Origin of the sequence: Pseudoalteromonas sp. P1-30, assembly GCF_001400005.1 — a bacterium.
Taxonomy (GTDB): domain Bacteria; phylum Pseudomonadota; class Gammaproteobacteria; order Enterobacterales; family Alteromonadaceae; genus Pseudoalteromonas; species Pseudoalteromonas atlantica.
This window is the reverse complement of record NZ_LKBC01000002.1, coordinates 149165-165420: the sequence shown is the minus strand read 5'-3', so window position 1 is coordinate 165420 and position 16256 is coordinate 149165. Positions and strand designations below refer to the sequence as shown.

The window sequence follows — 16256 nt, the reverse complement described above, 5'->3', positions numbered from 1 at the left end:
CATAATTAAATTAATAATATAAATTTCAATAACTTCTGTATTTTTTGGGACCCATCAGGCGTCCTCACTAAACTATTTATGGGCAGTAAAATAGTTTTCAAGTAATTAAATTAAAAAAAGTGAAAAAAAAATAAAAAAGGGCACAAAAAAGTGCCCTCTTCGTATATTCATCAAATTACTCAATACACGTTACTTAATAAAAGTACCGCGAATTGGGTAGTCGTTTTCGCGTGAAAATTTAATACCGCCTAGCACCTGCTTAAGGCTTGGGCGAACAAATGGACTATTTGATTTATCAAGCATCTGTACTTGGTTATCTTCGTTTAAGACAATAATACAAGGCTCAGCAAATGGGTGGTCTGTTTCAGCATCACTGCGCGGTTCACTAATGTATAAGCCTAAATCAGTCATTTGCTCAATGGTTAAATTGTAATAAAGAGGGAAATTTACGTCTATTTTTTCAAGATGCTTTTTAAGCTGCTCTTCGCTATCGCCACTTACTGCTACAACTTCTACACCTGCGCTGGCAAAATCGTCATGCATTGTTGCAAGCTCATTGAGTTGTTCGGTACATTTAGGGCAATGCTGGCCTCTGTACACCACTATCATTTTCCAAGGTTTGTCGCTTACGCGGTCAACTAAATTCACGTCATTGTTATCTAAATCGCTTACCACTAAAGGCTGCATTACACTCGCTGGCTGTAAATTAACGTTACTCATTATGATCTCCTTTTACTATTAAACTTAGGGTGTAGTAATAGAGCTTAGGGTATCTTTGTTTATTTCAACCATGAAAATGTAACTGAGAACGAAATGGCAGGCGACTCGCTTTTATTAAGTAGCCTTGTTTAATGTGATTAGGAGAATTATAAGCTGTAAGCAGAATAATAAAATGTTAGATAAAACAGGCACCTTGCTCTTTTTAAGTAGCATTAGCACAGTATAAACACCAAGCAGGTGTAAGTAAGAAACGTAAAGCTAACTCCAACCTTTTATTTTTCTGTAAATAGTCGAGGCGCTTACGCCTAAATAGGCCGCAGCAAGTGGAATGTTATCATCGCATACGGCTATTGCCGACTCTATTGCCCTTTTTTCAACCTGCCAAAGGGGCTCTATGTCGTGTACGCCCATAAGCGAGTTAGTTTGTATTTGCTCCGCAGATTGAGACGAGCTGCTGTTTTTGATTGGAATAGCAGAATTAACACCAAATGAGCTTGGCAACATATCTAACTCAACTACGTCACCCTCGTTGATAACAACGATATTTTCGATAACATTTTGCAGCTCACGGATATTACCTGGCCAATCGTAGTTACAAAAAAGGTTTTCAACTTCTTTTGAAAAGCGATGGAATAACTTAGCGTTACTTTCACTTTTTTGCTTTAAAATATGCTTTGCAAGCAACATTATATCGCCAGCTCGCTCGCGTAGCGGAGGTAACTTTACAGGAATAACATTAAGCCTATAGTATAAATCTTCTCTAAAACGCCCTTCGGCAACTTCGACTACAGGGCTTCTATTTGTTGCACACACTAGCCTTACATTACTGTGTAAAACCTCGCTACTGCCTACCCGATTAAACGCACCCGTTTGTAAAAAACGCAATAACTTAGCCTGTAGGTTGAGCTCCATTTCACACAGTTCATCTAAAAATAAAGTACCACCGTTTGCAACTTCTACAGCCCCTTTCCTGTCACTTAGCGCTCCGCTAAAGGCCCCTTTTACATGGCCAAAAAACTCTGACTCAAATAACTCTCCTGGAATAGCAGCACAGTTAATTGCAATAAATGGCCCTTCACTTCGTGGGCTAGTGTCGTGCAAAGTTTGCGCGCACACCTCTTTACCTGTGCCACTCTCACCTGTAATAAAAACACATGCTTTGCTTCGCGCTGCACTATCTAAAAGCCTAAACACCGTTTGCATTGCTAACGATTCACCAATAAACCCAGAAGTGTTTTGCGCTTTTTGTTCTTGAATTTTAACTGCAGGAGGTGCTTTTTGCGAAAGCGCGCTATCTACGGCGCTCACTAAGCGCTGGCCTGAAAACGGTTTTTCTAAAAAATCAAAACCACCTAAACGCATTGCCTCTACTGCAACATCAATAGAGCTATTTGAGGTGATCATGACTACGTTAGCGGGCTTTTCTTGCTTTTTAACAAACTGCAGCACTTCTAAGCCACTAATGTCGGGTAAACAAACATCTTGGACAATGACATCAGGCATCATCTCTTTTATACCTACCAAGGCAGAGTAGCCATCGGTAAAGTGTTTACATTCGTGCCCTGCTTGCTCTAATTGACTCGCATAAAGAGCCCCGCTTGCAATGCTGTCTTCTACTATATAAACCAGTGATTTTTTTTGAGAATCGTTCATGGCAGAGCCTTTTAAGTAATATTATTAGCAATAACTTGGTATGCAGCGTGGGTTTTTTCTAGATTATGTTGAACGATCTGAGCAGCGTGAATATTTTCATCAATGGTAACGGGGGGGTAATCATGTAATTGACTGGCAAGGGCTGCCAAAGTTAATGCGCCATATAGCGCCGCAGAATTTTTAAGTACGTGCATTATATCTTTAATATTATCTTCATCTTGCTCATCAATTGCATTTTTAAGACGAACTCGCATTTCTTCTAATTCATTAATAAATAAGTTTACCAGCCTTACTAAAGTGAGTGAGCCAACATCTTGCTCTAATTGCGCTAGCACATGAGCTTGAGTGATGGTGTTATCAATATATTCTTCAGGTATTGGCATATTAGGCCTTTATTTATTATTGTGATACAAAGCTTTTATACTTTTAGAGTAAGTCGTTTTTCGCATTTTGCAAATCTAAACATTAAGTTAAGTGTACATTTTTACCCATGTCGCCGTATTATTAGCTAAACTACTTGGTCTTCCGAGTAAGTAACCTTGTGCTACATCACACCCTAGCTGCTCTAATATTTGTAATTGCTCGCGCTGTTCAATCCCCTCAGCAATGGTTTCTAACCCGAGTCTTTGCGCCATAGCAATAATTGCACTACACAGAGTAAAGTCTTCATTGTTCGTTGTAATGCCACTTATAAAGCTGCGATCTATTTTTAGCCCATCAATATTAAACTGCCTTAAAAGGCCTAAAGAGGCATAGCCCGTTCCAAAATCGTCTAGCCAAATTTTTACCCCTTCTTTATGAAAATGCTCAAATGTTTTAGCAATACGCTGCGGACTTTTTATTAATGCTGTTTCTGTTAATTCTACTTTTATGGCTGCGGGGTCTATTTGATACTTATCAAGTAAGCTCATTACTTTAGAAAACACATCCCCTTCAATAATTTGTACCGGCGAAATATTCAATGAAATAGTTATATCATTCATACCTATTTTTCTCATTTGGCTTAAATCGCTTAGGGTTTGCTTAAAAATCCAATCACCTAAATCTAAAATCATACCTGACTGTTCTACATGCGGAATAAATTCATCTGGGCCAACAACACCATAGCGTGAAGATTCGCAGCGTACTAATGATTCAAAGCCAACTAATTGCCCACTTGTTAAAGATACAAGCGGCTGGTACACCATATTAAAACAATGGTTTTTCATTGCATGAGCCATAATTTGCTCAAGTTCATGCCAGCGTGCAATGTTGACCGTATTGATAGGCTCTAAACTTTTAAAAGCATTCATAAATTTCTCCACAAATAAGGGCTCACCGTAAGCTTGTTACATAAATTGCAAATTGCAGACCAAAACGACCCGTCAAAATAAAAAATAAATACATAAAATTCAATTAGTTAAAGGCGGGCTGTTAGTCAAAAATTATTGATGGGTATATTTGCATTTTGCAAATCACACTGACACGCAAGCTGATTTAAAGTGGGAGCAGGAGTAAGCGATGGTTTGGGTATAAAGTGGCTTTAAAAATAAAAAGGCTGACCTAATTGCTTAGAGTCAGCCGAAATAAATACTAAAGGAGAAGTATTGTTTAGTTGTTTAAACCTTGTGTGCCTGATTGGGCAGGTTGCTCATCTATGTTTTGAGCGTAGTTTAATGTGTTGCTTTCAATAGTGGCATTATCTAAATCACTATTACTAAATTTATTGGTGAACATCTCGGTATTACCTTTATTAACAGGTTCAATAGTAACGGTGCCTCGCAGTGCTGTTGCACCAACAATAACAGCTGCAACAATAATAATAGACAGCACCATTAACTCTGGAGTAAGAACAAAAGACATTTTTTTTGGTTGCTGTTTAACTTTAGTATTAGTTTGCATAATGGACACCCTTAAAATTTATTTAACTACTTAGCAAATTTATATCAATGATAACTTCGCTCTACTTGGTGTTTATATTGCGAAAGCCATGCCATAATAAATTTAATGATGATAAAAAATTTAAGTCTTTATAAATCAATGGGTAAATGAATTACTTTGATAGGGATAATAAAAAATAGCTGAGCGGATATTTGCATTATGAGATTCAATTTCATTTTGATTTGCAAAATGCAAACCAATTTAAAAATAATTATTAAGAACCAAACTACACAACCCAATCAATTAAAAAGGATTAGTATTTCAGCATTATTTACAGTTTTGCTTAATATATTAAGGCTTTTTAGGCAGTAAAAGTAATTGACTACGCATTACTCAATGCCATCGCTTTTTTTGAGAAAACAGTCAATTTTAACCTTTTGAGGTTAAATTTTTGCTAAACCCACTATTTATGTTTGTTTACTTAACAACTAAAAACTTTAATCATAAATACCTTAAGGCCATCTATAACTATTTACCTAAAAGCACGGTTGCATTGCATGTTACTTTAATAATGACCAAATTTCGTTAATGCGCTCTAACTTAGAGTGTTTAGCGTCATTAAGTTTTGGTAAGTATTGATTTAAGAGCAAATTGAGTTTTTCGCTAATAATTGGTTTAGCTAAATAGTCATTCATTCCTGCTTTAATAAAACGCTCTTTATCACCATGAATCGCATTCGCTGTTAACGCTATAATAGGGGTGACAATAGCTAACTCTCTGATTTTTTTAGTGGCAGAAATACCGTCTAAAATTGGCATCTGAATATCCATAAATATTAAATCTATTGTTTGCGTTTTAACTTTTTCAATCGCCTCTTGCCCATTACTGGCTATTTTAACTAAGCACCCTTGCTGCTCTAAAAATTGCTGAATCACAATTTGGTTATTTTTATTGTCTTCAACCACGAGTACGTGCGTACCTTTAAATGGCTGAGCATTAATAGTGGTTGTGTTTAGTGTAGTTTCTTTTTTATTAGTAAAAATAATATCAAGATGAAAAAGCTCTTCCTCAAGCGCAGCAATCGCTCTGGGTAAATGCGAAGGCTTAAAAGGCCCATTAAACATCAACATACCAGAGCTCGGCGCCTCTGTTTTTTGGTTTTTACCCAGTAGGTCTATGAGTAATAAACACGGTTTATTTAGGCTCTTGTAACTTTTTAAAAATTGTTGCGCTGCGTCTAAATCGGCTTTATTAGTGGTAACAATAGCGTCGGGCGTATTGATACTGTCTAGCTTTTCGATGTTTTCAAGGCGTGAAAAATCTATCGAATGGCGAGTAAGCATATGCTCTACCGCCTTGTTTAGTGGCAAGTTTTTACTTATCACACACACATAGGGCTTTTTGGCTCTGGCTGAAAAGCCTTCTCTTTGCACCTGCTCGCTTGTATCTATTAATAAAGGGTAATTCACAATAAACTCACTCCCTTTACCAAACTGCGAGTTAACAGTAATGCTGCCCCCTGCAGCATCACATATTTGCTTACATATGGCTAAACCTAAGCCACTGCCGCCATATTCCCGAGTGATAGAGTTATCCGATTGTATAAACGGCTTAAACATACTCTCGAGCTTGTTTTGCGCAATCCCTATTCCTGTATCTTTAAAGCTAAGCTGCAACGTAAATTTATTATTTTCAAACTCAACACACTGTGCTGTCACTATAAGTGAACCCTTTTGAGTAAACTTAATGGCATTTGAGAGTAAATTTATTGCAATTTGCCTTATACGACCATGATCGCCCACCACCTGCGCAGGAACATCAGGGTGCAGATCAAAAATAAGTTCGAGGCCTTTTTGCACGGCGCTTTCACTTACAATATCAATAGCCTCTTCTAAGCAAATATCGAGGCTAAATGGCTGATTATCTATTGAGATTGCTTGCGCTTCAAAGCGTGAGTAGGTCAGCACGTCATCTAAAATACTCAATAATGCATCTGAACTTGTTTTAATCATTTGGGTGTAACGTTTTTGATCTGTTGTGAGACCCGTGTCGTGTAAGATATCTGCACAGCCAATCACTGCATTTAAAGGTGTGCGTATTTCATGGCTTATATTGGCCATAAAGCGACTTTTAGACTCAGCCAACGATTCAGCCTGGTGCTTAGCATCTAAGAGTATTTGTTCAGCTATCACACGTTCTTGAATATCAACCACGGTCGCCGCTATAGACGTTAAGTGTGTGCCATTAAATGAGGTAATGGGTGTGAGGGTCATTTCAACCCAATTTGGCTCATTAAGCGCGTTGGTTAACCTAATATCCAAACGTTTAACTTCTCGGTTGCCACTACTGTAGCCTGTAAGAGCTGTGTTTAGCTTTTCCACATCCTCACCCATTACAAAATTAGCAATGGGTAAGCCAAGGTGTTTATTTATGTCTGTTTGGAAAAAATTTTGCCATGCTTTGTTCATAAACAATAACCCGCCCTGCGCATCTAACCTCAATACAATATCAGGGATGTTATCGACCACAGAGTGGTAGTTATATTCTATTTCAGCCATGGCTTGTTCAGCTTTTACACGCTGGGTAATGTTGGTTTCTATGGCTATAAAATGCTTAACATTACCGTCATCATCTTTTACGGGGGTGGCATCAATAGCAACCCAGTATTCGTTTTTATTTTTATCATAATTAACGGTTTCTATTTGAAAAGGCTCGGCATTTTTAATCGCTTTAGCCATTAACTGGCGCGACTCTAGGCTTGTTTTAGGCCCTTGCAACAGTTTGCCAGGGCTAAGCCCGATGACTTCTTCACATTTATAACTAGTAAGCGTTTCAAAGCTTTTATTAACCCATTCTATTTTGCCAAATCGGTCAGTAATTATAACTAAATTATTGGTGTGGCTTGCCACTAACGAAAGTCGCTTAGCGTACTCTTGTTGCTGGGTGAGTAAGTATTGGTAATCTTTATGTCGTTGAATGTCGTGTAACGAGCCAATAAACCCGCCGCTATCGTCGCAGGCCAAGCGCATTTCAAACCAGTTAGTAAGGCCGTCATTATTTTTTACTTGCAGCTCTATACTGGCACTAAAAACGCCTTCAAAAATAGACTCAATATACGCTGACAGCTTTAACGAGTCTTTGGTCTCTAACAGCGATGTGATTTTTTTACCTATGAGCATGGCCGGCGTAAAACCCAACTTATTAAGCCATGCTTCGTTCACGTAGCTAAACACTAAATGTTTATCACATTCAAATACACACTCATCAAGTAAGGCAAGTAACTTAGTCTGCCTGCGGGTATTTGCAGAAAGCTGCTCTATTAGCGCGTAATGAACTTGTACTTGTAGCTCGTCTTTTTCTTCCATATGCGCCTCATTCATTTACTAATTCTGTATGGCTGCACACCTTGGCATAAAGCGGAAAAACCTCTTCACAGTAAAATGATTGCTCAAACGGCGTTCTGCTTGATGTACAGTCATTAAGTACCGTCACATTAAAGCCAAGCTCTACCGCAGAGCGCGCCGTAGAGTCAATGCAAATAGAGGTCACCGTGCCTGCTAAAACAATGTTAGTGATGCCATTTTTATTAAGCACATTTGCAAGCTCTGTATGAGTAAACGCATTTAACCCGCGTTTACCGGGTATTTGCATAATACGTTTGCCATATTTATCAAACTCTTTAATGCCTTGAGCACCATAAGAGTCGGCTTTAAAAGCCCCTACTTCGGCAATCACTTTTAATATACCAATTGGGTTTTTAAGCTCGCTATAATCTTGTGTAAAGTGAATAGGCGTACTGAGCACTAATGCAAATTTATCTATGTATTTGTCGAGCAGCGCTAACGTGTTATTTACCACGCCGGTTACTCTTGATGACTCTTCAACCACTTGGTATAAAATGCCATCAGGCGAAAAGTAATCATTTTGAAAACCAATGAGCAGTAAAGCTGTTTTTGATAAATCGTTCATAACGTTCTCCTAAACGGGCCTTTAGGCAGCTTGCCAAGGCTTAATAAACTCTTCTAATACAGCTTTTGTTACCGGTTTTTGAAGATAGTGCGTCACCCCTTTTTCGAACAACTGAGCAATTTGTTGCTCCTCAGTAATGCCCGTTAAAATAACTTTTGGCGTGTTATCGTTTGGGGTGTTTTGTTTAATGAGCTGCTGAGCCACATCACTGCCAAACATACCTGGCATACGCTCATCTAACAGCAGTAAATCGAAAGGTTCTTGCTGGGCAATAAGTAAGGCACTTGAGCCATTTTCTGCACAGGTTACTGCGCAACCAAGCATTTCAAGCATGACTTTGGTCGCAACTTGGCTTGGCAAGCTGTCATCAGCAACCAATACAGATAATTTGCTGTGGGTATTTAAATTATTAACCGCATTTACTAAGTCAGTATCAAAAAACGGCCACGCCAATACAGGTTGAGAAATAGCGTGATGGCTTTGCAGCTCACTGAGCGCATCAAATGCACAAATTTTTATACTCTGAGAAGCCCCATTATTTAAAAAATCACTCGCAAGTTGCTCTGCAGATAGGTGACGCGCATCTTCAATTTTTAAAGCGTTGGTGTGGTTGCTGTCGGCGAGTTTTAAACCATAGTTTTGCGCACTTAAATTAACTATGTAATGAATGCTTTGCTCTAAGTCGTCTTTACTATTGGCTGCGCTAATAAACTCTTTGTTTGTATCTACCGATGAAATTGGCTCACGGGTTGCAAGTAAACCGTGTATATCAATGGTGTGCATTTCAGGATTCGAATCTACCCAGTAATTTAAATTAATACCCTGTAAATTGGCCTCTACTGTTAGCACAAAATGGCTTTTAGCGGCTTTTAGCGAAGGTAAAATAAACGCTTCACACTGGATAATCATTTGCTCAGGAGACACCTGTAAACAAATATAATTACACTGTAATTTGTTGATGAGTGTAATTGCCACATTTGTGTTATCTGCTTTGCAAAAGCGTGCAATTACCCCTTGAATAATTTCTAAAACATGGCTGTTATTACTCATCATCGTTCCTAATAAGAATGGCTCTGTAGTTAAATATCAATTTACATGCCACTTGCAGCGCCTTTACTAATACGATGAATTCATTAAATTTAAAAATTACACATCCTTTACATAAATGCGCTTTTGCAAATTGCAATTCAAAATGCATGGCAAATGAGTAATTAAGCGAGTTAACAGTAAAACAGAATTAACCAATCGATTTTTTGCGCTTTAAATTATTAATTAATCGTTTAATATGAACCCAACTAAATTGAGGAGAGTATTATGCTTACAGTAATTTTTGGCCGCGAAGGCTGCCCATTTTGTGTACGTGCTAAAGACGTTGCCGAGCAACTATCAAATGAGCGTGATGATTTTAAGTTTCGTTACATCGATATTATCAAAGAAGGCATTAGCAAAGCGGATTTAGAAAAGTCTGCAGGAAAACCATGCCCAACTGTGCCGCAAATTTTTGTAGATCAAACTCACATTGGTGGTTTTACTGAATTTGAAGCTTACGCAAAAGAAAATCTAGGCCTATATAAATAACGCTTTGTATATAGCTTGTTAACCAGTTTAAAAAATCAAAAATTTAAACTGGTTAAATTTCGACCAACATCAAGCACATACAAATTAGTTGTAATTTATACAAGCAATTGCCTCGTATTTCCTATACAATGCGCGCCTCTTTAAATTCGTTGAGGCGTATTAATGTCAGAACCAGTCACGTTTGAATCTCTAAATCTTTCTCCTGCAATTTTAAAGGCAGTTGAAGAGTTGGGTTACAAGACACCATCTGAAATCCAAGCTCAATGTATACCGTTATTGCTAGAAAGAAAGGACGTACTGGGACTAGCACAAACGGGTACAGGTAAAACTGCAGCATTTGCACTGCCGTTACTAAACAATATTGACCCGTCTGTGAAACAGCCACAGATCCTTGTACTCACACCAACACGTGAGCTTGCGATCCAAGTTGCTGAGGCATTTGAACAATATGCAAAAGGTACTCGTGGTGTTGAAGTATTAGCACTGTACGGTGGCCAAAGCTACAGCATTCAATTAAGCGCACTTCGTCGTGGCGCACAAATTATTGTTGCTACTCCGGGTCGATTAATCGATCACATAAACCGTGGCACTATCAAGTTTGATGCTTTACAAGCACTTGTACTTGATGAAGCCGATGAAATGTTACGTATGGGCTTTATCGATGATGTTGAAAACATCATGGAAAAAACACCGCGCGAAAAGCAAACATGTCTTTTCTCTGCGACCATGCCTAAGCAAATTCAAAACATCAGCAGCAAATATATGAATAACCCTGAACAGGTTCATATATCTGCGCGTAACTCAACTGTATCATCTGTTGAGCAAGTGTTTTGGAATGCACACGTACATAAAAACAAAGCCATTGTTCGTTTCTTAGAAGCAGAGCAATACGAAGGTGCTATTGTTTTCGTACGTACACGTAACGACACTGTGCAACTTGCTGAGTTACTAGAGCGCGAAGGTTTCTCTGCTGCGCCACTTAATGGTGACATGAACCAGCAAGCACGTGAACGCACGGTAGATCGCTTAAAAAGCGGTATGCTAAACGTTGTTATTGCAACAGACGTAGCAGCACGTGGTCTTGATGTAGACCGTTTAAGCTTAGTTATCAACTACGATATTCCACAAGACTCAGAAGCCTACGTTCACCGTATCGGCCGTACAGGTCGTGCTGGTCGTACTGGTAAAGCAATTTTATTTGTTAAGCATAACGAACGTTACTTGCTTAAAAATATTATTCGCCATACTAAGTCTGAAATTGCACAAGTTGAGCTACCTACAGCTAAAGTAGTTGAAGAAAAACGTATTAATGCGTTAAAAGAAAAGCTTACGCTTGCTCTTGAAAACAAAGACATTACGTTCTTCAATGAAGTTGCTGCTAGCATGGCACAAAAACTAGACTTATCTTTAGAAGACCTAGCGGGTGCATTACTGTGTTTAGCACAGCAACAGTCGCCAATTAAAGTTGAAGAAGTTAAGATTCAACCTCGCAACGAGCGTAATACACGTAACGAGCGTGGCGATCGTAATGACCGTCGTCGTAACGAACGTGGTGACCGCCCTGAGCGTAAACCTCGCGAGCGTAACAGCCGCAATGCAGGCCCTATGGATACTTACCGTATCGAAGTGGGTCGTGAGCACGGTGTACAGGTTAAAAACATTGTTGGCGCGATTGCTAACGAAGCTGATATCTCAAGCAAGTTTATTGGTGACATTCGTCTACACGACAGTCACAGTACGGTACAATTACCGCAAAACATGCCTAAAGATGTACTTGATCACTTCCAAAAAGTGTTTATTTGTAAACGCCCAATGGGTATGACACTAACACAAGATCAAGGCCCAGCTGAGCCACGTGGTGAACGCGCTGAGCGCCCAAGTGGTGATAAAAAGCGTAGCTTTAACAAAGACAACCAACGCGGTGATAAGCGTGGCGGTCCTCGTAAAGAACGTCGCCCTGTGAGCTTCACATCTAACTAAGCTTTATAGCTTACGTTATAAAAAACCTTGCCACGAAAGTGCCAAGGTTTTTTTGTTTTAAAGCCACTGCTTTTGTAAAAAATAAAAATTCTGTAAACTAAGAAAAAACTATAATTCACGGATGAATTAAAATTGAAAAAATATTCTGACAACTTGCTCTTTGCAGCAATAATAAGCTTTCCAATACTGAGCATTGCCATGCTTATGTTAATGGATTTTACCGATCCGCCATTTATCGAAAATAAAATTTATGAGGCTATTTTTTATATAGCGCTGCCTATTTTTTGCGGGGCATCATTTATCTATCTCCAAGTACTTGTAATCAAAAAATATAGACGTTGCAGTGACTATAGAGAGCACCTTAAAGATAGCTTTTCAGATACAAAAATGAAGTTATCATTAATCTTCACCTACCCATTACTCCCTTTGTTAATCTATGCAACTCTCTATTTTTTACTCTCTGCCCCCATTGAGTTATGGGCTTACTACACGCAAGGCGATTATTGGTATAAGGAATATATCCTCACTGATGTACAAGAATGTGGGTCTGATTATGAAGATAGTTGTACTCGTTTATACTTTAAAGACCCTACAACTAACAAAACACACGACTTTAGATGGTACGACGATAAGTCTACAATAATGAATAACAAAAACGATTATGTGTATATTGTTGGTGAGGCCAGTTTGTTTGGCTATATAGTGAGAGAATTAGAAAGGTAATTAACACTACTTTTTACATTGCAGCAATTTTATATAAAAACCTCACTCAAGTGAGTGAGGTTCATAAATTAAAGTTTAAGTTAAGGTAACGCCGGATAAACGTAACTCGCATCTAACCCTAACGGAATACCGAGTGCCCAATACCCTAGCAAGAAAATACTCCAGCCAATCATAAACGCGATTGAGTAAGGGATCATAAGCGCGATGAGCGTGCCTATACCGGTATCTTTTACGTACTTTTGGCAGTACACCACAACCAATGGGAAATACGGCATAAGTGGGGTAATAATGTTTGAGCTAGAGTCTCCGATTCTGTAAGCCGCTTGGGTTAAATCGGGTGATATACCTAGCTGCATTAACATTGGTACAAAAATAGGCCCCAGTAATGCCCATTTTGCTGAGCTTGAGCCAACGAACAAGTTTACGAAGCCGGTTAAAAATATAATACCCACAACCGTTACGGCGCTGGGCAACTCCATTGCTTTTAAAAGCTGCGCCCCTTCAATGGCCATTAATGCCCCTAAGTTAGACTTGGAAAACGCAGCAATAAACAACGCACAAAAGTACGCCATTACAATGTAATAGGCCATGCCACTCATCGCGGTACTCATCGCATCTATCATATCTTTTGAGGTTTTAAAGGTACCAACGGTGAAACCATACACGGCTCCGGGTATCCAAAATAATAAAAAAATTAAAGGCACGATAGATTGCATCAGGGGCGACCTAAAATTAGTCAGTGAGCCATCGGCACTGCGCATTGCAGAATCGGCAGGAGCGGATACAAACGCAAGTAAAGCAAGTCCTGCAATCATTACGCTACTGGCTATAAAAAAAGCGCGTTTTTCATCACTTTTAGCTTCATCAAACGCGGGTAAGTTTTGGGTGTCTTCATTAAGTGCTGTGTTTTTTAACCGAGGCTCTATTATTTTGTCAGTGATATACCAGCCTAATAACACAATAAATAAACTCGAGGCAGAAGTGAACGCCCAGTTATTAAGGGGGTTAATCGACATATCTGGGTTAATAATTTGCGCTGCACTTTGGGTAAAGCTTTGCAGTAATGGGTCTATTCCTGATGGGATAAAGTTAGCGCCAAATCCACCACTCACACCAGCAAATGCGGCTGCAATACCCGCTAATGGGTGTCGCCCTGCTGCAAAGAAAATAACACCCGCTAATGGGATCACTAATACATAGCCAGCATCGGTTGCTGTATGGCTTACAATAGCTACCAAAATGACTGAAGGGGTAAGCAGTTGCCTTGGGGTAACTTTAAGCATTAGCTTAAGGCCTGTATTGATATAACCTGAGTGCTCAGCCACTCCCACACCTAACATGGCAACCAGTACCACCCCTAGCGGTGCAAAGCCTGTAAAGGTTTTTACCATGGAAGATAAAAACGAGGCAAGTGAGTCGCCCTCTAATAGGTTATTTACAACAATGGCTTGACCTGTCCGTGGGTCTAACGCGTCAAAGCTCACCCCCGACAGTAACCACGAGCACAACCAAATAAGTAACATAGCGAATAAGAAAATAATCGCCGGATCGGGAAGTTTGTTACCAACTCGCTCCACAAAGTTTAAAAAACGCGCGATTAACCCTGTAGGTACCGCAGCTTGATTATTATTGTTCATTTAAAGCTCCCAAAATAGGTTTAAGTAACAATATACTATTAATGTGTAACAGTAAATTAACCAATAAATCTATTATGGGCACAAATAGAGCATAAAAAAACGCGGCTTCGTTATCGTCGCCGCGTTTTTATAATTGTGAACTAAACAACGATTAAGCGAGGGCTTTCACTTCTTCCCAAAGCCTAACAACCAAGGTTTTATCTTCTTCGTTTAGCTCGCCATTGCGGTATGCTTTAACTAAGCTTTGCTCCACGGTTTCGTTGAGCTCATCAATAGAGATTGTCAGCTCTTCTACTTCTGCATAGCCTACTGCAAGGTCGTAATGTCCGCGCAAGTAACCACCAGCGAACAGCTCATCATCTGTTGCTTTAATTACTAAATCATCAAAGTATTGCTGCGCAGCATCAATATAATTCACTAAACTCATTGTGTTACTTCTCCTGGTTTTCATAACCGACAGCATACATAATATGGTCGTTATAGCCGGTGGTTACTTTAATGTAACCTGTTAATTCATCATCTAAAGCGCTGTCGCCGGTGTCACAAATAAGTGGACGCCCGTTCAACGCGTGTAATTTGGTTTTAGTTGCCACCACAATAATGTTTTCTTTGCCAATGGTGCGAATAAGCTCCGGGCTTAGCTGCTGATTCCCTCGACCAAAAATATGGCCTTGCCCGCCTATTAATGTAATAACTAATTGAGTAGCTTGCCCGTGCGTGTACTCAAGTAGCTGTTTAGCAGTTAAGTCTTGCGCAACTAGGGTTTGATCTTTAATTAAATCTACGCCTAATAGAGTATTATCTAGCCCCATTTCTTGCATTATCGCTTCAACAGTTGAGCCACTACCCATAATGTAATAGGTGTCTTCATCCATTTCGCTCACCACATGCGCTGCAATGTCGGCAAGTACTAATTCGTCTGTTTCTTTACCACCATTTTTAACCGCTTGTACATAACGTACTTCGCTTGGTATTTGCATTTCACCGTAGCGCTTAGCTTTTACGGTGCCTTGCCTAAACGCCTCTTCATCAATATCCATTACATCGGCATCTGCAAGTGTAACTAGCTCGCCTTTTACCAGCATTTCTACTACGCGCCCTGCTGCTTTAGGTGTAATTGCATATACGCCAGAGTGAATTTTACAGCCAGCAGGTATACCCAGCACTGGTACGGTATCTTCTATGGCATGACAAATATTGCGCGCAGTACCATCGCCACCAGCAAACAGGACTAAATCTACGCCTAAATTTTTAAGTAGCTTTGCGCTAGCTTCTGTATCATCGGCGCTTGTTACGGTATTTGCGGTATAAATTACTTCAACATTGAAGCCTAGTGCGCGTGCTGCTTTTTCGCCCATATCACCATTTACAGTATAAATTGTTAACTGCTCTTTATAGGGTACAAGTACTTCTAGGGCTGCCTGTGTGCGGCTGTTAGCTTTGGCTTGCGCACCCAGCTCAATTGCCTTTGCAGCAGTGTTTTCGCCATCACTGCCTTTTAAAGCAACGCTGCCACCAAGTCCTGCAACAGGGTTAATAATTAAGCCTAACTTAAACTGCATTTTGTAACTCCTGAGGGTGTTGCCAATTAAATTGCTGAGCGGTTAACGGCCACGGTGTTTTATAAAAATCACTTAACGCTTTTAATAATGCATGGGTACGTGCGTTAACTCCCTGCTCTAATAACATCAATACTTGCTGGTGTACTCGCGCCTGAAAGTCAAACCGGCAAGTTTGCTCACCGTTCAAGTTATCTACCGACACATTAAAATCAAAGCCAGCAGCGGTGCTGAGCAGCCACTCTATGGCTTGTGGTTTTATTTCTACGTTTTCAAATTCAGCCTGCTGGTGTTTATCTCGCCCATCTGGGCAGTACCAATACCCATAATCTTCAAGCTCTCTGCGTTTATTGCCAGCCACTAACCAATGCGCTATTTCATGTAGGGCACTGGCGTAAAAGCCGTGTGCAAATACAATTTGATTAAAACCATGGGTATTATTGGCAGGTAGATAAACAGGCTCATCATCGCCTTTTACTAAGCGAGTGTTATGGCTTTGATAAAAAACACTATCGAAAATAGATATAAGATCGGCTATGTGATGCATAAAAACTGATTAATTCGTCTCGGTTACAGC

15 protein-coding genes are annotated in these 16256 nt (G+C 39.6%); 3 read left to right on the top strand and 12 right to left on the bottom strand.

What is annotated here, in order from left to right; translation table 11 throughout:
- Window positions 1-189 precede the first annotated feature (189 nt).
- The 8 genes from AN395_RS04235 to AN395_RS04200 all read right to left on the bottom strand — a co-directional run bounded on the left by AN395_RS04235 (window position 190) and on the right by AN395_RS04200 (window position 9255).
- Entirely contained in the window at window positions 190-720 is a 531-nt protein-coding gene (locus AN395_RS04235; RefSeq protein ID WP_054982203.1) for a peroxiredoxin-like family protein, read from the bottom strand.
- A 258-nt stretch (window positions 721-978) separates the two neighbouring features.
- Window positions 979-2373 (bottom strand): sigma-54 dependent transcriptional regulator, encoded by a 1395-nt coding sequence (locus AN395_RS04230; protein WP_054982202.1) that lies wholly within the window; start codon window positions 2371-2373, stop codon window positions 979-981.
- A gap of 11 nt (window positions 2374-2384) precedes the next feature.
- Window positions 2385-2756, bottom strand: coding sequence for an Hpt domain-containing protein (locus AN395_RS04225; RefSeq protein ID WP_024033793.1), 372 nt, complete (start codon window positions 2754-2756; stop codon window positions 2385-2387).
- Between the two features lie 87 nt (window positions 2757-2843).
- The gene (locus AN395_RS04220) at window positions 2844-3665 is read right to left on the bottom strand and encodes a bifunctional diguanylate cyclase/phosphodiesterase (protein ID WP_235207553.1); all 822 of its coding nucleotides are present in this window, start codon (window positions 3663-3665) and stop codon (window positions 2844-2846) included.
- A 298-nt stretch (window positions 3666-3963) separates the two neighbouring features.
- Entirely contained in the window at window positions 3964-4254 is a 291-nt protein-coding gene (locus AN395_RS04215) for a hypothetical protein (RefSeq protein WP_054982201.1), read from the bottom strand.
- Between the two features lie 539 nt (window positions 4255-4793).
- A complete protein-coding gene (locus tag AN395_RS04210; RefSeq protein WP_095206614.1) occupies window positions 4794-7613 on the bottom strand; it encodes a PAS domain-containing hybrid sensor histidine kinase/response regulator in 2820 nt (939 codons plus the stop codon).
- Complete coding sequence (locus AN395_RS04205) at window positions 7606-8202, bottom strand: isochorismatase family cysteine hydrolase (RefSeq protein ID WP_004585874.1); 597 nt, start codon at window positions 8200-8202, stop codon at window positions 7606-7608. The genes AN395_RS04210 and AN395_RS04205 overlap by 8 nt, the downstream gene beginning before the upstream one ends.
- A 21-nt stretch (window positions 8203-8223) precedes the next feature.
- A complete protein-coding gene (locus tag AN395_RS04200) occupies window positions 8224-9255 on the bottom strand; it encodes a response regulator (RefSeq protein ID WP_235576548.1) in 1032 nt (343 codons plus the stop codon).
- 261 nt (window positions 9256-9516) lie between these two features.
- Here AN395_RS04200 and AN395_RS04195 point away from each other — a divergent pair, with 261 nt between their 5' ends.
- From AN395_RS04195 to AN395_RS19605, 3 genes are all read left to right on the top strand, one after another.
- On the top strand, window positions 9517-9780 hold the full coding sequence (locus AN395_RS04195) for a GrxA family glutaredoxin (RefSeq protein ID WP_004587283.1): 264 nt from the start codon (window positions 9517-9519) through the stop codon (window positions 9778-9780).
- 162 nt (window positions 9781-9942) lie between these two features.
- Entirely contained in the window at window positions 9943-11760 is a 1818-nt protein-coding gene (locus AN395_RS04190; protein WP_054982199.1) for a DEAD/DEAH box helicase, read from the top strand.
- A gap of 387 nt (window positions 11761-12147) precedes the next feature.
- Window positions 12148-12483 (top strand): hypothetical protein, encoded by a 336-nt coding sequence (locus AN395_RS19605; RefSeq protein ID WP_232510934.1) that lies wholly within the window; start codon window positions 12148-12150, stop codon window positions 12481-12483.
- 80 nt (window positions 12484-12563) lie between these two features.
- Here the strand turns inward: AN395_RS19605 and AN395_RS04180 are convergent, their stop codons facing one another.
- The 4 genes from AN395_RS04180 to AN395_RS04165 all read right to left on the bottom strand — a co-directional run bounded on the left by AN395_RS04180 (window position 12564) and on the right by AN395_RS04165 (window position 16226).
- Window positions 12564-14120 carry an AbgT family transporter gene (locus AN395_RS04180; RefSeq protein ID WP_054982197.1) on the bottom strand — a complete coding sequence of 519 codons (1557 nt, stop codon included), beginning with the start codon at window positions 14118-14120 and terminating at the stop codon, window positions 12564-12566.
- Between the two features lie 151 nt (window positions 14121-14271).
- Complete coding sequence (locus AN395_RS04175; protein ID WP_004587288.1) at window positions 14272-14547, bottom strand: YfcL family protein; 276 nt, start codon at window positions 14545-14547, stop codon at window positions 14272-14274.
- 4 nt (window positions 14548-14551) lie between these two features.
- Window positions 14552-15682 (bottom strand): ATP-NAD kinase family protein, encoded by a 1131-nt coding sequence (locus tag AN395_RS04170; protein ID WP_029773968.1) that lies wholly within the window; start codon window positions 15680-15682, stop codon window positions 14552-14554.
- Complete coding sequence (locus AN395_RS04165) at window positions 15672-16226, bottom strand: elongation factor P hydroxylase (RefSeq protein WP_054982196.1); 555 nt, start codon at window positions 16224-16226, stop codon at window positions 15672-15674. Before AN395_RS04165 ends, AN395_RS04170 begins: the two co-directional genes overlap by 11 nt.
- Between the last annotated feature and the right edge of the window lie 30 nt (window positions 16227-16256).